The organism is Arcobacter venerupis (genome assembly GCF_013201665.1).
GTDB classification, from domain to species: Bacteria; Campylobacterota; Campylobacteria; order Campylobacterales; family Arcobacteraceae; genus Aliarcobacter; species Aliarcobacter venerupis.
Genome location: NZ_CP053840.1, coordinates 2,638,800 through 2,659,890, shown reverse-complemented (window position 1 = coordinate 2,659,890; position 21,091 = coordinate 2,638,800). Strand labels below are relative to the sequence as shown.

The window sequence follows — 21,091 nt, the reverse complement described above, 5'->3', positions numbered from 1 at the left end:
ATATATAAAACAGAGGTTTTTAAATTAGTATGAGAACTAATACTGGATTTATTAAAGATATAGGTTACTAGATAAGGGGAACCGTCTAGTGTAATTGTGTCGTAGATTAAGCGCTGTTCAATAATCTACTTAAGTCGTAAGCGAAAGTCCTGCAAAAGCCGTGTCATTTGCAAATTTTTAGACTAACTTGTCCTGTACTATTTTGTTAAATCCAAAGTAGTATAAGGGCAAGATGTCTCCGCTCTTGAGCCATTCCCTACCATATCATTTGAACTTAGCCAAAGGCGAACGGAAAGATTAAATCAGAAAAGCGGGGACAACTGAGATAAAAAAGGTGGTTAGGATTTAATATTTTCTACTAGATTTTTTAAAATTTCTTTCCCAAATTCATTTCTATCAAATTCTTCTATTTCTTTACTTATTTTTTCAAATTTTTTAGGTTCTGAAATTATTTTGTATATTTCCTCTTTAGATAATTCTTTATTTATTTTTTTTAAATATTCACTAATTTTTTTATATTTTTTAAACTCATATAATTTTTCAAAATCTGATGATATATCTTTTATTAGTTTTTTATTTATTTCATTTTTATTTTTATTAAAATATTCATAAATTTCATTTACAACGGATACTTTATTATCACATAAAATATCTTCTTCTTTAAAGTTATTATTTGAATAAACCAAAAATCCTATTGCATGATATAATAATTCATCATCGCCAGAATTTATAAATAATTCAAAATCTGTTTTAATTAAAAAATTTATGAAAAAATACATATCATTATCCCAATGTTGTATAAATGATAAGTGATTGTATATATGTTCAAATTGCTTTTGAGAATGCTCAATTATTTCTTTAATTAAATTTTGTTTTTCTTTTTCTTCATCAAAATTAAAATCATTATTCTTTAATTTAATTTCATCTTTTTTTGTTTCATTTTTTTGTTGAGGAAAAAATTCTTCAATATCTTTTATAAAATATTCATGTTCCGCTTCTTTTTCTTCTTTTATAAATAGTAGTCTTATTTCAAAGTTCTTTTTTTCAAATTCTTTTTGTTGATTTTCAAATATATAATCACTGAGTGCTTTATTAAAGTCGTATCTCTCAATAAAATATGATTCATACTCATAATCTGTAGTTGAAAAGAAGTTTTTTTTGTTTTTTAAATTTGTTAAAAAATAGAAATAGAAATCTGTGATATATTCATTTTCGGCAACAAACTTTAATGATGAGTGATTATTTTTAAAATTTTGAATATATTTATTTTTTTTTGTCTCTATAAAATACTCTTGAATACTGTTGTTGTTTTCAAAATTGTTTATTTTCCCAAATTCAATGAATTCTTGTAAATCTTCTTTAGTAAAATATTTTTCTAGTAGAGTAATTATTAATCGTTTCTGTTTGCTGAAATTAGAATAGCTTCGAGTACTAATATCAAGAATCTCACAAGCTAATTGTTTAAATCCTCTTTCTGGTTGTTTATGGTTTTCAGGCATATTATTCCTTTTTCTTTTTCAAATTATAAAATTAATAAGTTATTATGGAATATTTTACCATTTTAAGTTTTAAATAAGTTTAATGGAATATAATTCTATTACTGCTTATATGATTTAATATGATTTAATATAAGTGGAAATATATTCTATTAACATAAAGGAAATAAAATGGAAAAAGAAGATAAATTGATTAAAAAAACAGAAGTACTTTCTGAGTACATTAAGATAGGGGAGACAAAACTTGATGCAATTATAAAAGAAGGAAATTTTGTGACACCAATATTTATACAAGGATTCGCGCATAGTCTATACAGCGTAAAGGAGATACAAAAATGGATTGAAGAACAAAAACAAAAAAGAAAAATAACAAAATAAACTCCCTCTTTTAAAAAACTTTTCGACGAGCAACAAAAGAGAGAGAGTGGTAAAACCATAAGTAATAGTTTTTAACCGTTGCCATTATAACATAACTGATAATAGCAATGATTATTCAACCTTTTTTAATTTAAAAAAGGATTAAAAAATGAGAAATCAGAAAAATATTCTAGTTGTTCAATCTAAAGGTGGAGCTTCAAAATCTACTACTGCTATGCAGATTATATCAACTTATTTTCTTGCAAAAGGTCAAGAAATAGAATTATGGGAGTTAGATAATCAAAATCAAGATGCGAAAATATTTTCAAAATCAAAAATCAAGACAAAACAAATAATTGTAGATTCTAATTCAAAAGATTTAAATCAAACGGTTAGAGATTTATTTTTATCTGAAAATAAAAATAACACAGTGTTGGATGTTGGGGGGAACGCTACGACAACTAATTTTTTACGATCGCTTAAATCAACACACATGTACAACATGGTTGATTTATTCATCGTTCCCATGTCTGGCGGTTCGCAAGACTTAAAAAATGCTAAAGAATGTCTGAAAATTATATTAGATATGAATAAAAATGTAAAAGTATTATTTGTTTTATCTCGAGTGAGAAATCCAAAAAGAGTTCAGTTTCAATACGGTGATTTTTTTGAAGATAAAGAATTAAATAAATATCCATATATTATATTGCCAGAGAGTGATTGTATAGATTTAAGCAGAAAGCTTAAGAAAACTGTCTATGAACTTGCTCAAGATGAGCAAGAAAAAGAGAACATTAATCAAAAACTTTTAGAATCTTTTGATAAAAATGATAAGAACTCAATATATTCATATAGTCTTATTCTAGAGATTCTTGAAGATTCTCAAAACTACAAAACAGAAGTTATTGATGTCGCTCACCAAGTATTAGACGAGGTGCTTAATGCAAAATGATGAGATAACTCTAAGTGAAGCAAAAAGAGTTACCGCAGAGTTAAAAGCATCAATTTTAAAACTCGATGTTTTAAATCAAGAGGTAATTAATAATATTACTCAACTGCAAGATTTAAATTCAGAAATGAAAGATTATACATTTATGATAAGCAAGTTCGAGCCAAAAAATGAGCAAGAGATGATTAAAAACTACTCACTTTATCTTTCATTTCTTTCTCAAAAACTTGAAGATTTAGGGAAAAATCAAGAGCTTAAAAAAATAGAAAAAATAATAAATCTTGCAGACAAGATACTTAATCTCTCTGTCTTAAAAGTGGTGTTGATAGTTGCAGTTGTTACAACTGGCATAAATTTTATAATTTTGAAATAAAGGAATAAAAATGGAAAATAAAATAGATTTTTTTGAGAAGAATCTTAAAAAAATAGTAAAAAAAGACCTAAAACTAAAAGATGAAAATATTGAAATAAACGTAAAAGTAACAGGTGCAGAGACAATACCTTTTTTTATAGATTTAGAAAATCAGCTGCTAGTAATAGATGGATATTCTCAAAATCTTAGAACATACTGGGATACAACCAATGTCGAGATTTTGGCTCAAAAAATCAAAAATGAATTTGAAATCGAAGATATTCACGAGTATCAATTTTATTTCTTCAAATTCAAAAAAAATGAAATTGAAAAGAGAAATAGTAACAGCACTAAAATTTTTACATATAAATTTAATTTGGAGTGAAAAATGAAAAAAATTATAGAAGAATCAAAAAATAAAATAGAAATAATTATAGATGGTAAACTTAATCCACTTTATTTTGAAAATGTAAAAAAAGAAGCCGAAAAAAATGTAAAAGAAATTTTTAATAAAAATGGGTTAGTTAATTACAAGGATAAAATAAATCAAGACCAAGCAAAAAAAAAATTAGAGCAACATTTTTTTTCACAATTTATAAAAGAGTGGGGATTAAAAAATGAAAACGAGCTAGATAATCTCTCTAAAAAAATTCAAGAGCAAGAGCAAAAAATCAAAGATTTAAAATCTGATAATTTTCAAAGTAAAGATGTAAAAATCGAACCAAAAAAAGAAAAAGATAATACAGATTTTTTAAATCAATTTTATAAATTCAAATCATTAATAAGCCCAAATATTGGGCTTATTAATGATGCTTTTGAGCAAAATTTAAAAAAAGCTGAAAAAATCGAAATAGATATAAACGATTTAAAAAATCACAGCAAAAAAATTTATTCAAAAATTAACGACTTAACAGATGCTTCTTTATCTCAAAGCGAAAAAGATAAATTGTTCGCTGAGCTTGAACGAGACATTTTAAACCTTAAATCAACGGTTGAAAAATTAAAAGAAGAAAACCAAAACTTAAAAAAAGAGTTAGAGCTTCTAGTTGAAAAAAATAAAATAGAGTCTCAAAAATCAGGCTTAGAAAAAGAAAATGAATCACTAGAATCTAAAATCGAAGCCCTAAAAGATAAAACTAAAAATTCTAAAACTGAGTTTCAAGAAAAAACAACTGGGAATAAAATCACATACAATAAGCCAGAGTCTCAATTAATCAAAGATTATGAAAATCTAAACGATAACCAAAAGGAGAAATAATGCAACCACTAAGTGACAGAGTAGTATTTTACTACATTTTTTTCATTACTTTTTTTATCCTATTATCAATCCTTTGGGCTTTAACAAAAGACAAAAAATTAACAGGCTATCAGCGTTCAAATCGTACAAACTTGGTTATAAAACAAGGAATCATATTAGTATCATTAATTGCTTTATCTATGGGGTTAAATCATATCTTAACTCTTATTTATACACAAATTCAAGATAGTTTAAATCAAATAGAGACAAGCTTTAAATTTCAAGTTTTCAGTTTGTTAGCTTTATTTTTTTTAGTTGTAAATTATCTTTATAATCGTAAGTTGGAGTTAGTAGATGAGCGAGTTGTAAAATTAAAACAAGACACTCCTTTTAATCTTTCTCCTGTACAAAGAGTGGTTAAAAAAATAAAAGACTATGCACATTTTTATAGTGGAATTACCTATGAGTACAGTCCTAAAGACTTTACTATTCAAAATGTAACAATTAACATCACTAATGCTGATATGCAAGAGTTTTCAAAGCTTCAAGATAAACCAGTTCAAATAACTCAATTTTATTTAAAATTAATAGAGTACATTAACATAAAAGCTGATATTTTTGATTATCAGAAAATCTCAAATGAAGATTTAAAACAGATAAAAACAGTAAAAACTCTAAAGCTTTTAATTCTTTCAAAATTTGAAATCTTCAAAGAAAATCAATACTTTCCAAGTATCAGCCAATTATTTCAAATTTCAATTCCAGAAGAAACAGAGTTTTTAAATTTCTTAAGAGATTACTCTCATGATAAATACTCTAGCTTAAGCCTTAAACACGCAATTTTTTATATAAAAGAGGTATAAAATGGAAAATAATAACAGTGATAAAATAAGGGTTAATACCTACACAAAAATAGATGATAGTGAAGAAAAATTACTTGACGAAGTTTTTTGGTCTAGCTTATGGATAATTCTATTTTTTGTATTTAGTATTGGTTTAAAGATTCACTTCTTCGCATTTGCACTTTTTATCTATTTCTTTTCTTTTAAATTTCAAAAAAATTTATTAAAAAACAAAAATAAATATGAAAAGATTAAAGAGCTATTTCTCATAAATAATGATAATTTAAAAAATAAATACAGTATACATCTTGGAACGCTTGTAAAAAAGCATAAAAAAGATGTTGATGTTTTAACTCTTTACAATCAAGTTAGAAAATTTTTTGGATTTGATTATGAAATTGAAAAAACAATCCCGTCTCAAAAACTAACTTCAAGTAAAAGTAATGCAATTACTCCAGTTTTAATTGATGATGCAATTCTAAGACAGCATTGTGCTTTGATGGCTACTACTGGTGGTGGAAAAACAGAGTTATTATTGAATTCGTATATAGAATCAAGTATATCAAAAGGTTCAGGAGTATTTGCAATTTTTGGAAAAGCAGACAACTCAATGCTTCAAAGAGTTCAATCTATTTGCGCAACTTTTAATAGATTGTCTGATTTACACATAGTAAACTGGAATCCTGATAAAAGAGGAAAATTTAACTCAAATACAATTAATCTTTTTGAATTAGGAGCTTCAAAAGATATTATTACTATGCTAACAAGTATAGCTGACTTAGAGGGAAATGATGATGGCTCATGGAATGGAAAAGCAAAACTTTTCTTATCATCACTTTTAAAAGTAATATTAACTCTAAGAGATGCAAATTTCTTTTTAGATATTTCAAAAATTGATAAAGTTTTTAATTCAACTAATAAGTTTGAAGAGTATCAAAAACATTTAGTAAAACTGGACTATTTTTCATTTAATAGGCTTCTTAGTGAAACAGATTTATTAATCAAGTTTTTACTAATTTTTGATGAGATTTATGAAACAAATAAAAATGAGATTAACACTAAGTTATATTCAAAGTTCATTAAAATTATTGAAGTTGAAAGTAAAAATAATAGTTCACTTTCTCATTTAGATAGTAGTGTAAAAAACCAATTTCACAATGAATTAAAAAATGTTGTAATTATGCTTTCGAATGTACCAGATTGGGAAAAATTAAAAGAAACATACTTAAATGGAGTAGTAACAGAGAGTGGAACTACTATTAAAGGTATTGAAGCAGTAAGTTTAAAATATCCACAAAGAAGTGGAACTTTCTATGACCTTTCAGTAGCTCAAGGATTGATGGATAAGTTAGTTAATTTCTTTGATTCTTTCGCACCAATTCTAAAAAATGTAAATAGTGACTTAAATATCTTAGATGCTATAGATAGTAATAAAATTGTAATAGTGAACTTGCCAGGACAAAATAAAATCTATAGCCCAATTTTAGCCGAACTTTTAGTATCAACTTTAAATCTACTAGCTGAAAGACGCGGGAAAGATTTTATTCCTGATACTACTACCCTTGTAATACTTGATGAGATTAACTCATGGCTTAAAACAAAAAATAATCAAAGCTATCAAATTGGAGATTTACTCTCAGTTATTAGAGGTTTATACATGGGAGCAGTTCTTTCATTTCAAAGTGATTTAAAAGAGACGATGGGAAGTATTGATAACTCTCAAATAATAGCAAATGTAAAAACAATTATATCTTTAAAATTAGAAGATGTAGAACTTATAAAACTTCTTAATTCAAAAGTACAAAAAGTTGAAAAAATCACTCTTGAAGAGAGTATGAAAAGAGAAAAAAATCTAAAAAAATCTCATAACAACGAAGATTCAAAACTCTCAAAAAGTGAAGAAGACTTTTTTAAACCTGAAATGTTAAGCAATATTAAAAATGGTGAGGGCTACATAATTAAAAACTCTATAGCATCACCTTTTATGGCTAAGTATATGAAGCAAAAAAGCTTATACAAAACTGCAAAAGATGATGTTGTTCTAAACAGATATGTAGATGTTGATGTGATTATAAAAAAACAAATTGAGCTAGGAGTTTAAATGCCAAAAGAAACACTTAAATTAACTCCATGGGAACAACTTAAAGAAAAGGTTAGAAGATGGTTTGGAAAAGGTGAATATGGAACTTCAAGAGATTTTTTAACTCTTCATCAAATGAGAGAAAATTCTATAGATTTAGAGTTATTACTTTTTACAAAAGAGTTCAAACAAGATGGCTTAACAAAAGATGTTTACGGAACTAACTATGAACTAAAAAAAGAGTTTAGTGAGTTTGAAGAAAAAAAAGCCAAAGGTGAGTATTTAAACAATGAACAAACAGCTTTAGATTTTTTAAAAAATTATAACTCGAAGCTTTCTCAACTTGACTCAAAAGTTGATGAATTAGCCCAACTAAAAAAAGAGATAGCAACCATTAAAAGTGTAATTAATGGTAATGATTTAGATGTTAAAAAAGAAGAAGAACTGCAAAGTTTTAGAACTCACAAAGAAATAGAACAAGAAAAACAAAGAGATAGAGAAAAAAGATGGAGAGAGAAAGGATTATAAAATGCTAACAAACGCTAAAAAAATAGATTTTATTCAAAAAATAAAAGATATGCAAGAAAGAACAAAAAACTCAAAAAAAGAGCTTTTAAAACAAATAGATACAAAAGATGAAGACTATAAAATCTTTTCTTCTAAATTAAAAGAGATACAAGAGTCTAATCATGATATTTTTGGACTAATGGCTTTAGCTGATATTTATTATCTAACTAAAAAACAATTAGCAAAAAAAGAGCTAAATAGATTAGAAAATCAAAATGAAATTACAACAGAAAAAGAGAAATTGATTAACGATTTCTTCGAGCAAGTTGGAGAAAGAATTAATATTATTGAAAAAGCTGAAAGCCATGATCTAAAAGAGTTTTTGGATAACAATAGTTTATATGAAATTTTTGACGACAAAAAGTTCGAAAAATATATCAATCCTCAAAATATAGCAGAAAATATAAAAGGAAATGAGCATGAGTTCTCAAGAGAAAAAGAGAGATAACTTAGAAGTTTTACATGAAGCTTTAGGTCAAGAGATAATTAAACAAGTTGTCTCAAAGCTTGATATTTATGAGTCAAAAATAAAAGATATATTTGAAATCATGGAAGAGATTCAAGAGATAATCCTTTTACAAGCAAGTGAGCAAAAAGCAAAATTGAACTCTCAAAGTGAACTAGAAATAAACGCTCGTATCTCAAAATCAATGGAAGAGTTCGAATTAGAGTTTGAAAAGATGTTGAATAATCAAAAAACAAAAAGCAATAATAAAGTTGTCTATTTGATGATAGTTATTGTTTTTTTACTTTTTGCATTATTCTTTAAATGACAATTAAAAGGATGTAAAATGAATATACAGTTGTTATCTCCTACTGAAATTGCAAAAGTAATTGGAGAAAAGAAATCTACAGATTTAATTGGCGATATAGATAACATTTCAATTAGCAGTTTAATTGGCTTAAAAAAAACAAATCCAAATAAATATGAGGTAGTTATTTTAGGTTTAATCACTAAAAAATTAAATATAAATGTAGATGATTTGATATTTTTAAGTGAGCTTAAAAATAATTCTGAGAAGAGTCACTTATGAAAAAGTATATATTATATATCTTTTTACTACTTATTTGTTCAGTAAATAGTATAGCAGTTGAAATAACAAGATACCAGACAGAGAATAGAAGTTCTTTACTAGATGATAAAATGGCAAGTACTATAATAAAAGGGGCAAGTTCTAAAAGCTTAAAATTTAATACAAGTACTCCAATATGTAATGATTTATATAAATATGTTTATGATGAAAACGAAAACATTAAATCAAAATCAAAAGTAGATGCTCAAAAATATCTAATTGATTTTAACTATAAAGAGGGAACATTTACTTGCTCTTATGTAAATGAGAAAGAGTTTGGAAATGCCAGTAAATCAATAACTCTTTCAATCTCCAACTGGACTTTATTACTAGGGCTCATCGATGGCACAAAATCAGGTAAAAGTTTAGTTGATGTACCTACTGAAATAAATGATGTATATAATTTATTTGATGGTGAATATAAACCTTCAAATCTTAGTGTACTTCCAGAATTTGAGCATTATGAAACTACTTGGGAAGCGGTTAAAAGATTAGGGAATAAAATACTAACTATTGGAAACAGTACAGATGATTCAAATAGTTTAGTGACAACTCCTTATGATGTAATGTCAAGGGCTAGGAGTTTAGGACTTGAATTTTTAGGTCAAAACAGCGATAAAGAAAATTTTACTGTATCTCAATTTGTAACTGGTTTAGTAACCTTAAATAGTAGTGTTGTAACAGGTGTAGATTCAATGGGAGATATTAGTATTGATTCTGAAGTTGAAAATAAAATGGCTATTTTAGATTCAGTTGAGTATCAAAAAGGGATATGGGCTAACTTTAAAGACAAAGTTTCTGAGATTTATAAAAGTTCAACTGGAAATGAAATTACTGATGTAAATTATACAAGTGTATATAGTTTCGAGCAATATTTTGATAAAAAAATATTTGCTCTTTATTACAGATTTATGTCTCTTGGTTGGCAATCAATTTTTAATTATGCAGGGCTTTTGATACTTGCAATGGTATTTATGTATTCAGGTGGAATCATTGGATATAAATATTTAATGTTTAGAATTAACAATAATAATGAAAACAAAGAGTGGGATTTTCCTTTTACAAATAGAATCGTAGCAATTGTTGTTATGTTAGCTGTATTTTTTCTTCACTTTCCTACGGGAAATTCTCAAACTGTATCATTAAACAATAATGAGAGCGATAAAATGGTAGAAGTAAATACTACTATTAATAATCAAAGTATACAAATGGATTCTCATTCAACTGTGTTCAAAGAAGTAATTGGCTTTTTAGCAAATATGGGAGCTCAAATAGCTGATTTAACTGCATCAAATATTGGTGTTATTTACATGACTTATTTAACAGAGGTAACTCATACAAAAAGTTATGGAGATACAATAACGCTACTAAATCAAAATAGAAGAGATATTGTTGAACAAGCAGTACTTCAATCATTTTTCAAAGATAATTGTATAGCTTCTCATGAAGCAAGTTATAAAAAATACAATGGTTTTCAAATGGCAGATTCTCACATTGATTTATTATGGAATGTAAACACTGGAAGTAATAAAATTTTTAATGATACTGGAACTATATCACCTCTTATGTGTAAGAATTTAGAAATTTCTCTTATGATAGGAAGGGAATATTTAAAAAGAACCAAATCAGTTAGTGAAAAAACTATTGCAAATCTATCAAAAAATTCAAATGTAAATTTTGCAACTAATAATAGTTCATACTCAACAATGAGTCATTTATATATAGATACTCAACTATTAGGCTTTAAAAGTATAGGTTGGTTTATGGCTTCGACTCTTCCTGTAAGTCATGTATTTATGTTGAATTCAAACATAATTAATAATGCTTACGATGGATTATCACGAACAACAAACGGCGAAGCAGTAACTACAATGTTAGTCAATAAAGCAAATGATTTATATGAAAAAGATGGTGAGAATATAAGTAAACAAACATTAGATACAGAGATTTTAAATTCAATGACAAGTAACTGGATTAAAAATTCTTTTTCTACAATGATGTCTTATCAGGTATATAATATGTTTCCTTTTTTTAGTGAAATTAGACAGTTTTTTGAAAAAGCTGTTGAAGGAACGGGAGAATCTTTATTTGAGATTGCAGGAATATTTTTACCGCAAAGTAAACTTCTATCTTTTGCAAAATCTTCTTTGGATAAGTTTGTAAAAGAAACTAATGAGCAAAAATCAAAAAATAGTAAAGAAAGTAATATTTTTAGTCAAAAAAATATAGATGTATTAAGTTCTGGATTTAAATCATTTATGTCTTATACTGCTAGTTTTACACTTGCAGTAATTTTATATAAGCTTATGATTCAAGGAATTTTCGCAGCAGTTGTTACACTATTAGCAATACTAAAGATAGGATTGTATTTCTGGGATTGTTTTATGTATTTCTTTATGTCTCCATTTATTGTGCTTTGGCAAATGACAGTAAAAGAAAAAACAGATAGAGTAAATGCTTATTTTGTGGATGGTTTTGTGCTTTTTATGGCAAAACCAACATTAATGGTAATTTCTTTTTTCATGTTTATTGTTAGTTATGAAATTCTTATTGCACTTTATTCATTAATATTTGATGTTATTTTTTCAACTTTAAATTTATCTAATTCATTGTATGAAGATTCAAGTATTGCATTGTCTTTTGTTACACAAAGTGTTATAACAGGATTTGCAGATATATTTATATATTTTATTGGAATGATACTAGCTTATTTTATTATCCTAAAAGGTGATGACATGATATTATCTAAGTTCAAATATAAAGATGAAAGTGATAGTGGATTAACAAATTTACTTGGAGATAGAGTTCAAACATTAGGAGGAGCAAGAATATAATTCTTGCTCTTTTTTTATTTCATAAAGGAAATCAAAATGCAACAAATAATAAAAAATCAACTAAATAAATCAATTGAATATTTAGAGCAAGAATTAGTAACTGACAAACTAAAAGTAAAAAAACTAAGAAACAGTTGGTTACAAATTTTAAAGAAAATAATTTTATATGTTTAATAAAATCAAGAGAAATAGCAACAAAATTTTTATAATAGATATAAGTAATAAGAAGGATGATTTAACATCTTTGTTATTAAATTAATTCATAGTAATACAAGTTTATTCTTTATGAATTTATTTTCTTCTTGTGTTTTGTCTTATTGAAATAATTAATTGATAAATTAAATAAGCGATAGTTGTTTTATAAACTAGTCCCCAAAATGTTAATTCTTCTTTTCCTGTCATTATAGAAAAAGGGTTTACTGAATTTGAAAAATATTTTAAATTTGCATCCTGTGTTAAATATGAGTAAGCTAAATATAAACATATTATTGAAAAAAATAAAAAGGAATAGAGTAAATTTTTTTCATTTTTCATTTTCCAAAAAACAAGAAATGATAACATTATAACTATACAAATTAATATAAATATTTTTGCAAAATATTGAGATAAAAACTCATTATATATTAAAGTATATTCATATTTAAAATTGTTCATGAAAGCTGAATATGTAAATGTAAAAAACATAATCCAAAAAAAAGCTAAAAACCAACTTTGAGAATGATTTGAGCTAATTTTATGTAGCCAGAATACAAATCTTTCAAATGTACGATAATCACTTCTTTTTAAAAGTTTATATTCATCCATCCTTTTATTCATTTCTAATTTATAAAATCTATTAGCTTCAATAATATTATTTGAATTATCATAAAAATTTTTTATGATTCTTGCTGTTTCTCTATTGGCTACATTTATATCAGTTGGTTCTCCAATAAATTTATAATCTTTTAATTTTTCATCATATTCTTTTCTCGATATTGATGTAATATCTAAAAAATTTGCTTCATCATCAAAAATAGAATTTCTTAAATCTAATTCTCCTGAAACTACTGTATCCCTAAAAATCGCTTTTCCTAAGAATTTAGTATATTTAAAATTTAAAGTACAATTAAATTCAGATTCACTAAAAACTGATATTTTCTCAAAATCAGTTCTTTCAAAATCTACTTCTTCAAATTTACTTTGATAAAAGTCTGCTAAATCTTTAAATTTTGTATTATAAAATATAGCTTTATTTATATCACAAAATTGGATTTTTACTTTTGTATTTTCTTCAAATGTTGAATTAGTTAAATCTAATTCAGTAATTTTGAATCGCTTAGAATCATTTTCTTTTTTTCTTTCTGATGAATCTATTATGAAATTTTTTTCTATTGAACAATTTTTTAATATTAGAGACTTAATTTCTTTAAATTTTTCTTTTATATTATTGTTATTTTTTATAAGTTGTTTTTTAAGAACAACACCTTCTAATTCTAAATTGTCTATTTTTGAATTAAAAAATAATAAATCTTTTATTTCAATTTTATCTTCTGAAGGATTATTAAAATAATATCTCTCAATTTCAGAATCTTTAAAAATAATTGATTCACAAAATATGTGTCTAAATTCTCCTTGAATAGTGCATTTTTCAAAAATTAACTCACAATTTTTATTTATTATTAAATCATCTGAAAAGCAATTAGTAAAAGTACAATCAATAAATTTAATTGTTTCAAACTTAGTCAAATCATTTTTTATTTCATTTTCAATATTAGAAAATTTTTTATTTTTGAATGTTACAACTTTCACTTCTTTTTCACTATAATCTATTGATGTTGATTCTTTATTTGTATTTTTTGTTAGATTTTTATTTCCATTTAAAGAATTGAAAACTTTTTTTATAATTTTTATCATGTTACCTTTTTTTTAATTTAAAAATATCTTATTAATTAGTTATTATATCAAAATATATTATTTCTCATTATTAAACTCATCCCTAATCTTAGAAATAAATTCTTTACTAGAGTCGTTAAAATCAAGTTTATTAATATCAGTCCATCCCTTTTGTTTCATAAGTTGAACTATTAATTTAGCCTCTTGTTCACTAATCTCTCCACTACTTAAAATTTCATTTATAGAGTCAATAATTTCAAGGTCTTTATCTTTTGATTTAGAAGTTATTTTTACAGAATTATTCTCTTTTTTAATATAGTATCTTGATAAATCAATATCACTTTCAAGATTGTAAATATCTTTATAGATTTTATTTTGGAAAGAATCAAAGAATTTTAGGTTTTGAATATTTGATTTTTGTTTTAAATCTAAAGTATTAGTTACATTTGATTTTACATTATTTTGTAAGTGAAATAAAATTGTACTTTCATCTAGTCCAATTTGATTAAAATATACAGAGTAATTTTTATCTTCATAGCTAAATTTTAATCCAGTTTTTTTTCTTTTTCCTTGTATATTTTGATTTCTAAATCCTAAATCTTTATATCCAAATTTTAAAAGTATCTCTTTTAGCTCAATTTCATTTTTTGCATATTTTAAAGCTTCTAATATATCATTTTTAACAGCATTGTTAAAAGATAAAAATTTATCACTACTTCTAAACTCTGTTTTGCTTTTACCTTTCATATTATCTAGTATTAAATCATTTGAAGAAATTATTGGAAAGATATAATCTCTTTGTTTTAACTCATCAATTATTGTAGATTGAAAACCATTTGTATATTTGATGTAATCTCTAGCTAAAAAGTTATCCCTAGTCATTAGCTTTTTTAATTTTTCTTTATCTTTATTTGCAATTGCGATTAAAGTTTCATTTGTAATTTCATCAATTGGAATAGGGTAGATGTGCTTTATATTATTACTCCTGAACTCGAAACCTAAATCTAATCTATTTAATCTTTTTTTGATATTGTTCATAGCTTTAATATAAAACTGTAAATTACCAGTTGCAGTTGCATAATCATATAAAAGCTCTAAGTTCTTTGTTAAATCATCAGCTTTTGAATTAACATAGTTTATTACTTGTTTATCTGTCATCTTTTGAGTGAACCAAGAGAACCTTGAACACTTTTCCATAAGTCCTTGAAATTTATTTACACTTCTATCTTTTTCTTCATCAAAATGAAATACTAAACTATATTTACTTGCAACAGTTTGTAAATGCTTTTTTAAATGGTAATAGTTTAAACCAGTTTGTTTTGAAGAGTCTAATAAAAAATGAAAATGTGGCTCAATATTATCAAAATCAATTTCACTACTAAAAGCTCTATTGTGATATGCACTTAATGTATCACTTGCTAAATCAAAACTCTTATTTGAAAAATACTCTTTTTTATTTCCATTTCTATCAATGTATTCTCTAGTTTTTACTCTAAAAATATATTTTGTATTGATTATCTCATCTAACATTAATTTCATTACATTGTTTATTTTATCTTTTGAATTAAATCCATTTGCAATTAACTGGCTTGTATCAATAGAGCATTTAAAGTGAGCTTTGTGTTTTAAAGGATTGTATTCTCCAAGAGTATTATAAATAGTTTCTGCATGGTCTAAAATATGTAAATCAACCCTGTAAGATGATTCATTCTTGCTCATAGAAATCCTTTATAAAAAAGCTTGACGATAGTTAAGCATATAGCTTAGTCATTGGAAATATTTTAGCAATTTATTGCTTAATATTTTTTATGACATTACCTGATTAATAAAAAAAATATTTTAATAGGTAAAGAATAGTTTATATACTGGGTTAATAGATTGTTTAATATAGTTGTTAAATAGTATTATATAAATAATGTATTAGTTAAATATAGTTTTATATAATTTATTATATAGTTTCATATTAGTTAAATATATAGTTAGGATTGATATATGGTAATTTCAAAACAAGCTTTGGCTTTAGTGAAAAATAAAGAAAAAGAGCTGATAAATAGAAAAAAATCTAAGTATCAAGATTATGAAGCAGATATAATGTTTTTAAAAAAAGAAGGTTTTCCTATTTCTCGAATAGCACAATTTTTAGAAGATACATACAATTTAAAAAATGATAAAAGTTTAACTGCATTGCAAAGTTTCATAAAAGTTAGAGAAAAGCGAACTAATAAAAATGATAAACAAGTTGCAGAAAAAGAGACTAAAAATATAGAAAAGCTTGATGAAATAAATAAATTAGAAAATTCAAAAAATGAGATGACTTCTACTGAAGAAGATTTATTAACTCTCGTTAGTGGATTTAAAAAATGAGACTTGTGAAAAGTCTTACAAACTTTATTATAAAATACTTCCAGAAGAATAATTATACAGAGGATATAAAAGTGGAAAAAAAAGAAAATAATTTACATATTAAGAAATATTTTGATAATTATTTAAAATCTGAAAAATCAGAATTTGCAGTTTTATTAACAGCGAAATGGGGGACTGGAAAAACATTTTTTATAAATGAATATATAGAAGACTATAAAAAAGATTCTAAGAAAGAAGAATGTAAATTTATAAAAATAAGTCTTTTTGGTATAAGTGATTTAAAGTTAATTGATGAAAAGATATATCAACAAATACACCCTGTATTAGGTCATAAATATGTAAAATTTGCAGGTGGTATTTTAAAAAATGGAGTTAAATTAGGTATACCAAATATAGATTTTAATGGTGATAGTAAAAGTGATTTAAATGTTAATTTTGATATGAAATCAAATTTTGATGATTATTTTTCTAAGAATAAAAGCAAGAAAAAATTAGTTTTTATTTTTGATGATTTAGAAAGAACTAAATTGGATTTTAGATTATTCTTAGGGTACATTAATTCTATATTAGAGGAACTACAGTATAAAATAATTATTATTACAGATGAAAAAAAATTGGCAGATAAAGAATATATTGAGTTTAAAGAAAAAGTTATTGGAAAAACTTTTGAATTACAACAAGAGGATATACATTCAATAATTAAGACGTTTGTAGAAGAATATTCAAATAAAACAAAAAATATATTAAATGAAAATATTGAAACTTTAATTGATGTTGTATGTAAAAATAATGATTCAATTAATTTAAGAATTGTTAAACAAAGTATTATGGCATTTGAATATTCTTTTGAATATTTAGAAGATAAATTTGTGGAAAATAAAGAGTTTATTAAACAACTGATAAAAAATTATTTTATTTTATCTAAAGAACTTAAAGCTAGAATGTTTAATAATCAAGAAGAAAATGAAAAATCAAAAATAGTGAAATGCATTGATATTCTTAATGAAAATGAAATTAATCAACATATATTTACTAACGATATTTGGTCAGATATTTTAATAAAAAGCTATTTAGATAAAGATATTTTGAAAGCTAATATTGAAAATACAACATATTTTATTAAAAAGCGAGATGAACCTAGTTGGTATAAACTATGGAATTTTAGAAAATTAAATGATGATGAATTTAATTTAGCATTTGCCGATATGAAAGATAAATTTATAAAAAATAACTATACTGATGAAATTGTATTGTTTCATGTTATAGCTCTATTGATATTCTTTTATAAAGAAAAATTATCTGAATATTCTATTGATTCAATCGAAAAGCAAATTGATATAAATATAAGTTTATTGAAAACTAAAGAAAAATGGGGAAAAAAACTTTTAAACAAAAATAATATGATATATGGTGGATTTGGACTTGGCTTTATGAATAGTAATGATGAAGATTTTGTTAAAATGTATAACAAAATATTAAAAGAGAATGAAGAATATTTCTATAATCAAAAAGTTCTGAAAGACAAAGATGAATTAGAATTATTTCTTAAATCAATAAGAGATGGTGATGAAAACTATCTTAAATCATTTTTCAGCGAGAAATATCAAGATATACCAATTCTAAAGGATTTAGATACAACAAAATTTGTTAACTCACTTTATGAATGTCCAAATAAAGGGATACAATTTTTAGCAGAAATTTTATCTTCAAGATATGCAGATAATTATTTATATCAAGAACAAGTAAGCTATTGTCGTTTTTTAACAAATGAAAAAGATTTCTGGATTAATGTAAATGAGTTAATAGATAATTATAAATATGATGAAAAACAAAAAATAAAGAATTATATGATAAGAGAAAATTTTAATAAATATATTGTGAAAAATACAATTGAGAAATTAAATAATTGTTAAATAATATATTTTATATTAACTAAAAAGGATGTTTATGAGTGACAATATAAATATTGTAATTATAATAATAGCTATTATTATAATTATTTATTTTTTTAAAGTTTTTAAGAGATATCTATGTAAGAAAGAGCAAAATTGTGAGTCAGGACAGGAAGTTAGACTTTGTGAAAAGTGTAATTTATATACATGTCATGAACATTATCAAACTCCTCCTGAAAGTGGAGATTGGGATGACCCTTCAAATAGAGGTACAAACCATTATAAATGTAAATGTTGTGGCAATGAATTTCAAGGTATTTTTTAAGGTATTTTAGAAAATAAAATTTTAAAACTATCTATTTTATAGGTATTTGTAGATATACTTTGAATTCCAGATAGTTCCTATGAAACTACTTCCTAAAAACTAAAAGCCCTAAAATAGGGCTTTTATACTGTAAAATTTATAAATATTTATTTAATTTTTCTTCAAGTATCGCTTTTGTTGTTGCTCCAATTAATTGGTCAACTATTTCACCATTTTTGAAAAAAAGAATAGTTGGTATTGATCTAATTTGATATTGTTGTGTTAATTCTTGCTCTTCTTCTGTATTTATTTTACAAATCTTAGCTTTTCCTTCAAACTCTTGTGCTAATTGTTCAATTACAGGTGCAATCATTCTACAAGGTCCACACCAAGGTGCCCAGAAATCAACTAATGCTACACCTTCGTTAATTGTTTCTTGAATATTTGTTTGATTTAATTCAATATAACTTGCCATTATAATTTACCTTCGTTTTTAGCTAAATACTCAGCAACACCAGAAGTAGAAGCTTTCATACCCTCGTCACCTTTAGTCCATCCAGCAGGACAAACTTCACCATGCTCATTTGTAAATAACATTGTATCTACCATTCTAATCATTTCATCAATATTTCTTCCTAGTGGCAAGTCATTAATTACTGCATGTCTTACTGTTCCATCTGCATCAATTAAGAATGAACCTCTTAATGCTACTGATTCTCCAAATAATACATCATAATCTCTTGAAATTGATTTTGATAAATCTGCTACTAATGGAAATTTAACTCTTCCAATTCCACCATTTTCAACAGCAGTTTCTCTCCATGCAAAGTGTGAGAATTGAGAATCAACTGAACAACCAATTACTGATACTCCTCTTGAAGTGAAATCTTCAATTCTTTTTGAGAATGCAATTATTTCTGATGGACAAACAAATGTAAAGTCTAATGGATAAAAGAATAATACTGCACCTTTTTCACCAATGTTTTCATATAAGTTAAAATTTTCTACAATTTGACCATCTGCAAGTACAGCTTTTGCTGTAAAATCTGGAGCTTTTTTTGTTACTAACATATCTTTTCCTTTAATATTTTTTATTATGTTGAAATTGTACACTTTTATTCTTAAAGTATTATTAATAAATTATATCAAAGGATAAATATTATCCTTAATAAAAAGACAAGTTAAAATATTTAATTGTTTTTTGGCATATCTTTTAGTAAAACCATTCTCATCCAAGCTGATGTTGTAATTTTTACTCCAACTTCATTTGACATTTTAATGGCTTGTTCTTCTATCCAGACTTTTTCAAGTTGATTTAGCGCAACTGGAATTGCTGTGTTTCTAACTTCATTTTCAGTTTTTTTTGGTCTACCTAGTATTTTCTTTTTAGTAACTTTTTCTTTCAGTACTTTCTCTTCAGTTTGGATTTTTGATGAGTTTTCTTTTAATTTATCTGCATATCCCATATTAACTCTCCAAAGCTTTTTTTAGTGTAATCATATCTTCTATTGCATTTCTATAAATATGTCTTTTAAATCTATTACTACCAGCTTTTGTTTCAACATACTCACAATCAAATAAACTATCTTCTAATACAGATGATTCTCTTACAAAAAGTATAGTTGCATTTATCTCTTTATATGATTTATTTATTTCTTCAAGTAAATACTCTTTTAATTCTATAGCTTTGTTGTTGTTTTTAGCCCTATTTACAACAATGATTATATTTTTATTAACTTCATATACATCTTTTAATGTAGCTAGTGTTGCTTGAACATCTACAATTGATGTAAGAGTTGGGATGATAATTTTATTTGATTGTTTGATAATATCATTGATTCTTGTATCTTTAAATCCTCCAAAATCATATACTATATTGTTATCAAAAGGAATCTCTTCATACTCTTCACTTGAAACTAAAAAACCTTTTTCTTCCGGCATAAGATTATGTGCAGAAGAATGAGAATCATTTGTTACGTATGTGTAATCTAACATTTGAGAAATTTGAACTGATAGGGTAGTTTTTCCAACTCCACCTTTAATACTATAAACTACGAATGACAATATAAATCCTTTATTTTATTTATATATAATTCTATATATAAATATAAATTATGTATTAATATTATAACAAATATAATATTAAATATATAAAATATATCTAATTATATAAAAATATATTAATATTCTAAAGATTTAAAAAAATAATTTTTATTAATAAACTTAGAAATGTTAATATAGGGAAAATTGATTCTAATTATCAATTGAAAAGCCTATAAAATAGCATTAATAGCAATAGAATAGCATTTTAATAAAATTTTAAGTTTATAATTAATAATTTTAAAATATTAAGAATAGATTAATTTCTTTTATGTAAATATCAAGTTTGAAAATAAACTAAGGAGATGGATTATGAGTAAATTAGTTAAGTTAACAGCTGCTTTATTATTAAGTGTTACATTTGCAAATGCTGAGAGTACACAAGCTGATGCAAAAGCATTAGTTGATAAAGGTGTTGAATTTTGTAAAAAAGTTGGAGTTACTGCTTGTGTTGAAGAGTTCAATAAACCTGATAGTGAATTTGTAAAAGATGATTTATATATTTGGGCAAATGACTTTGATGGAATAATCACAGCACATCCTAAAAAACCTTTAAAAGGTAAAAATATGTACAGATATAAAGATAGAGCTGGAAATCAATTATTCAAAGAATTTATTGATAAAGTAAAAGCTGATGGTTCTGGATGGGTTGATTATGTTTGGGATCATCCAACAAGAGGAGAACAAACTCCAAAAACTTCTTATGTTATTGGAATTGGAGAAAATCAGTTAATCGGTGCTGGAGTTTATAAATAATCTTCTAATTTAAAGC

24 protein-coding genes are annotated in these 21,091 nt (G+C 24.8%); 17 read left to right on the top strand and 7 right to left on the bottom strand.

Features of this window, described 5'->3' with window-relative positions:
• Positions 1-338: 338 nt before the first annotated feature.
• Positions 339-1,499, bottom strand: a complete 1,161-nt coding sequence (locus tag AVENP_RS13210; protein WP_128359729.1) for a hypothetical protein — start codon at positions 1,497-1,499, stop codon at positions 339-341.
• 168 nt (positions 1,500-1,667) lie between these two features.
• On the opposite strand from AVENP_RS13210, the gene AVENP_RS13205 reads away from it, so the two are divergent.
• From AVENP_RS13205 to AVENP_RS13145, 13 genes are all read left to right on the top strand, one after another.
• Positions 1,668-1,874, top strand: a complete 207-nt coding sequence (locus AVENP_RS13205) for a helix-turn-helix transcriptional regulator (RefSeq protein WP_128359728.1) — start codon at positions 1,668-1,670, stop codon at positions 1,872-1,874.
• Positions 1,875-2,022: 148 nt separating this feature from the next.
• Entirely contained in the window at positions 2,023-2,805 is a 783-nt protein-coding gene (locus tag AVENP_RS13200; RefSeq protein ID WP_128359727.1) for a P-loop NTPase family protein, read from the top strand.
• On the top strand, positions 2,795-3,175 hold the full coding sequence (locus AVENP_RS13195) for a hypothetical protein (protein ID WP_128359726.1): 381 nt from the start codon (positions 2,795-2,797) through the stop codon (positions 3,173-3,175). Before AVENP_RS13200 ends, AVENP_RS13195 begins: the two co-directional genes overlap by 11 nt.
• Before the next feature lie 10 nt (positions 3,176-3,185).
• Positions 3,186-3,539 carry a hypothetical protein gene (locus AVENP_RS13190; RefSeq protein WP_128359725.1) on the top strand — a complete coding sequence of 118 codons (354 nt, stop codon included), beginning with the start codon at positions 3,186-3,188 and terminating at the stop codon, positions 3,537-3,539.
• Between the two features lie 3 nt (positions 3,540-3,542).
• A complete protein-coding gene (locus tag AVENP_RS13185) occupies positions 3,543-4,412 on the top strand; it encodes a GumC domain-containing protein (protein WP_128359724.1) in 870 nt (289 codons plus the stop codon).
• The gene (locus tag AVENP_RS13180; RefSeq protein WP_128359723.1) at positions 4,412-5,254 is read left to right on the top strand and encodes a hypothetical protein; all 843 of its coding nucleotides are present in this window, start codon (positions 4,412-4,414) and stop codon (positions 5,252-5,254) included. The genes AVENP_RS13185 and AVENP_RS13180 overlap by 1 nt, the downstream gene beginning before the upstream one ends.
• Position 5,255: 1 nt before the next feature.
• A complete protein-coding gene (locus AVENP_RS13175; RefSeq protein WP_128359722.1) occupies positions 5,256-7,334 on the top strand; it encodes a type IV secretory system conjugative DNA transfer family protein in 2,079 nt (692 codons plus the stop codon).
• On the top strand, positions 7,335-7,841 hold the full coding sequence (locus tag AVENP_RS13170; RefSeq protein WP_128359721.1) for a hypothetical protein: 507 nt from the start codon (positions 7,335-7,337) through the stop codon (positions 7,839-7,841). It begins immediately after the preceding gene.
• A gap of 1 nt (position 7,842) precedes the next feature.
• Positions 7,843-8,328: a hypothetical protein gene (locus AVENP_RS13165; RefSeq protein ID WP_172664319.1), complete on the top strand. Its 486-nt coding sequence runs from the start codon at positions 7,843-7,845 to the stop codon at positions 8,326-8,328.
• Positions 8,300-8,653: a hypothetical protein gene (locus AVENP_RS13160; RefSeq protein WP_128359720.1), complete on the top strand. Its 354-nt coding sequence runs from the start codon at positions 8,300-8,302 to the stop codon at positions 8,651-8,653. The genes AVENP_RS13165 and AVENP_RS13160 overlap by 29 nt, the downstream gene beginning before the upstream one ends.
• An 18-nt stretch (positions 8,654-8,671) precedes the next feature.
• Positions 8,672-8,914: a hypothetical protein gene (locus AVENP_RS13155; RefSeq protein ID WP_128359719.1), complete on the top strand. Its 243-nt coding sequence runs from the start codon at positions 8,672-8,674 to the stop codon at positions 8,912-8,914.
• On the top strand, positions 8,911-11,787 hold the full coding sequence (locus tag AVENP_RS13150) for a hypothetical protein (protein ID WP_128359718.1): 2,877 nt from the start codon (positions 8,911-8,913) through the stop codon (positions 11,785-11,787). Before AVENP_RS13155 ends, AVENP_RS13150 begins: the two co-directional genes overlap by 4 nt.
• A 36-nt stretch (positions 11,788-11,823) precedes the next feature.
• A complete protein-coding gene (locus AVENP_RS13145; RefSeq protein ID WP_153802245.1) occupies positions 11,824-11,961 on the top strand; it encodes a hypothetical protein in 138 nt (45 codons plus the stop codon).
• 117 nt (positions 11,962-12,078) lie between these two features.
• Here the strand turns inward: AVENP_RS13145 and AVENP_RS13140 are convergent, their stop codons facing one another.
• Together AVENP_RS13140 and AVENP_RS13135 are read right to left on the bottom strand one after the other, a co-directional pair.
• On the bottom strand, positions 12,079-13,680 hold the full coding sequence (locus AVENP_RS13140; protein WP_128359717.1) for a pentapeptide repeat-containing protein: 1,602 nt from the start codon (positions 13,678-13,680) through the stop codon (positions 12,079-12,081).
• A 57-nt stretch (positions 13,681-13,737) separates the two neighbouring features.
• Complete coding sequence (locus AVENP_RS13135) at positions 13,738-15,378, bottom strand: hypothetical protein (RefSeq protein WP_128359716.1); 1,641 nt, start codon at positions 15,376-15,378, stop codon at positions 13,738-13,740.
• Positions 15,379-15,651: 273 nt separating this feature from the next.
• Between AVENP_RS13135 and AVENP_RS13130 the strand changes: the two genes are divergently transcribed.
• From AVENP_RS13130 to AVENP_RS13120, 3 genes are all read left to right on the top strand, one after another.
• A complete protein-coding gene (locus AVENP_RS13130; protein ID WP_128359715.1) occupies positions 15,652-16,023 on the top strand; it encodes a hypothetical protein in 372 nt (123 codons plus the stop codon).
• Between the two features lie 71 nt (positions 16,024-16,094).
• Positions 16,095-17,936, top strand: a complete 1,842-nt coding sequence (locus AVENP_RS13125; RefSeq protein ID WP_172664318.1) for a P-loop NTPase fold protein — start codon at positions 16,095-16,097, stop codon at positions 17,934-17,936.
• A 34-nt stretch (positions 17,937-17,970) separates the two neighbouring features.
• Positions 17,971-18,240 carry a hypothetical protein gene (locus AVENP_RS13120; protein WP_128359713.1) on the top strand — a complete coding sequence of 90 codons (270 nt, stop codon included), beginning with the start codon at positions 17,971-17,973 and terminating at the stop codon, positions 18,238-18,240.
• 136 nt (positions 18,241-18,376) lie between these two features.
• On the opposite strand, the gene trxA is transcribed toward AVENP_RS13120, so the two are convergent.
• The 4 genes from trxA to AVENP_RS13100 all read right to left on the bottom strand — a co-directional run bounded on the left by trxA (position 18,377) and on the right by AVENP_RS13100 (position 20,283).
• Positions 18,377-18,694, bottom strand: a complete 318-nt coding sequence (gene trxA / locus AVENP_RS13115; RefSeq protein ID WP_128359712.1) for a thioredoxin — start codon at positions 18,692-18,694, stop codon at positions 18,377-18,379.
• Positions 18,694-19,290 carry a peroxiredoxin gene (locus tag AVENP_RS13110; RefSeq protein ID WP_128359268.1) on the bottom strand — a complete coding sequence of 199 codons (597 nt, stop codon included), beginning with the start codon at positions 19,288-19,290 and terminating at the stop codon, positions 18,694-18,696. Before AVENP_RS13110 ends, trxA begins: the two co-directional genes overlap by 1 nt.
• 119 nt (positions 19,291-19,409) lie before the next feature.
• Entirely contained in the window at positions 19,410-19,685 is a 276-nt protein-coding gene (locus tag AVENP_RS13105; RefSeq protein ID WP_128359711.1) for a hypothetical protein, read from the bottom strand.
• A 1-nt stretch (position 19,686) separates the two neighbouring features.
• Positions 19,687-20,283, bottom strand: coding sequence for a nucleotide-binding protein (locus AVENP_RS13100; protein ID WP_172664317.1), 597 nt, complete (start codon positions 20,281-20,283; stop codon positions 19,687-19,689).
• A gap of 348 nt (positions 20,284-20,631) precedes the next feature.
• Between AVENP_RS13100 and AVENP_RS13095 the strand changes: the two genes are divergently transcribed.
• The gene (locus AVENP_RS13095) at positions 20,632-21,075 is read left to right on the top strand and encodes a cache domain-containing protein (protein ID WP_128359709.1); all 444 of its coding nucleotides are present in this window, start codon (positions 20,632-20,634) and stop codon (positions 21,073-21,075) included.
• The last annotated feature ends 16 nt before the right edge of the window (positions 21,076-21,091 follow it).

Coding starts and splice junctions, on each gene's coding strand:
- AVENP_RS13185 (WP_128359724.1), top strand. CDS start 3,543: ATGAAAAAAATTATAGAAGAATCAAAAAATAAAATAGAAATAATTATA.
- AVENP_RS13095 (WP_128359709.1), top strand. CDS start 20,632: ATGAGTAAATTAGTTAAGTTAACAGCTGCTTTATTATTAAGTGTTACA.
- AVENP_RS13120 (WP_128359713.1), top strand. CDS start 17,971: ATGAGTGACAATATAAATATTGTAATTATAATAATAGCTATTATTATA.
- AVENP_RS13135 (WP_128359716.1), bottom strand. CDS start 15,378: ATGAGCAAGAATGAATCATCTTACAGGGTTGATTTACATATTTTAGAC.
- AVENP_RS13150 (WP_128359718.1), top strand. CDS start 8,911: ATGAAAAAGTATATATTATATATCTTTTTACTACTTATTTGTTCAGTA.
- AVENP_RS13105 (WP_128359711.1), bottom strand. CDS start 19,685: ATGGGATATGCAGATAAATTAAAAGAAAACTCATCAAAAATCCAAACT.
- AVENP_RS13205 (WP_128359728.1), top strand. CDS start 1,668: ATGGAAAAAGAAGATAAATTGATTAAAAAAACAGAAGTACTTTCTGAG.
- AVENP_RS13210 (WP_128359729.1), bottom strand. CDS start 1,499: ATGCCTGAAAACCATAAACAACCAGAAAGAGGATTTAAACAATTAGCT.
- AVENP_RS13110 (WP_128359268.1), bottom strand. CDS start 19,290: ATGTTAGTAACAAAAAAAGCTCCAGATTTTACAGCAAAAGCTGTACTT.
- AVENP_RS13200 (WP_128359727.1), top strand. CDS start 2,023: ATGAGAAATCAGAAAAATATTCTAGTTGTTCAATCTAAAGGTGGAGCT.
- AVENP_RS13190 (WP_128359725.1), top strand. CDS start 3,186: ATGGAAAATAAAATAGATTTTTTTGAGAAGAATCTTAAAAAAATAGTA.
- AVENP_RS13165 (WP_172664319.1), top strand. CDS start 7,843: ATGCTAACAAACGCTAAAAAAATAGATTTTATTCAAAAAATAAAAGAT.
- AVENP_RS13195 (WP_128359726.1), top strand. CDS start 2,795: ATGCAAAATGATGAGATAACTCTAAGTGAAGCAAAAAGAGTTACCGCA.
- AVENP_RS13155 (WP_128359719.1), top strand. CDS start 8,672: ATGAATATACAGTTGTTATCTCCTACTGAAATTGCAAAAGTAATTGGA.
- AVENP_RS13145 (WP_153802245.1), top strand. CDS start 11,824: ATGCAACAAATAATAAAAAATCAACTAAATAAATCAATTGAATATTTA.
- AVENP_RS13140 (WP_128359717.1), bottom strand. CDS start 13,680: ATGATAAAAATTATAAAAAAAGTTTTCAATTCTTTAAATGGAAATAAA.
- trxA (WP_128359712.1), bottom strand. CDS start 18,694: ATGGCAAGTTATATTGAATTAAATCAAACAAATATTCAAGAAACAATT.
- AVENP_RS13160 (WP_128359720.1), top strand. CDS start 8,300: ATGAGTTCTCAAGAGAAAAAGAGAGATAACTTAGAAGTTTTACATGAA.
- AVENP_RS13175 (WP_128359722.1), top strand. CDS start 5,256: ATGGAAAATAATAACAGTGATAAAATAAGGGTTAATACCTACACAAAA.
- AVENP_RS13130 (WP_128359715.1), top strand. CDS start 15,652: ATGGTAATTTCAAAACAAGCTTTGGCTTTAGTGAAAAATAAAGAAAAA.
- AVENP_RS13180 (WP_128359723.1), top strand. CDS start 4,412: ATGCAACCACTAAGTGACAGAGTAGTATTTTACTACATTTTTTTCATT.
- AVENP_RS13170 (WP_128359721.1), top strand. CDS start 7,335: ATGCCAAAAGAAACACTTAAATTAACTCCATGGGAACAACTTAAAGAA.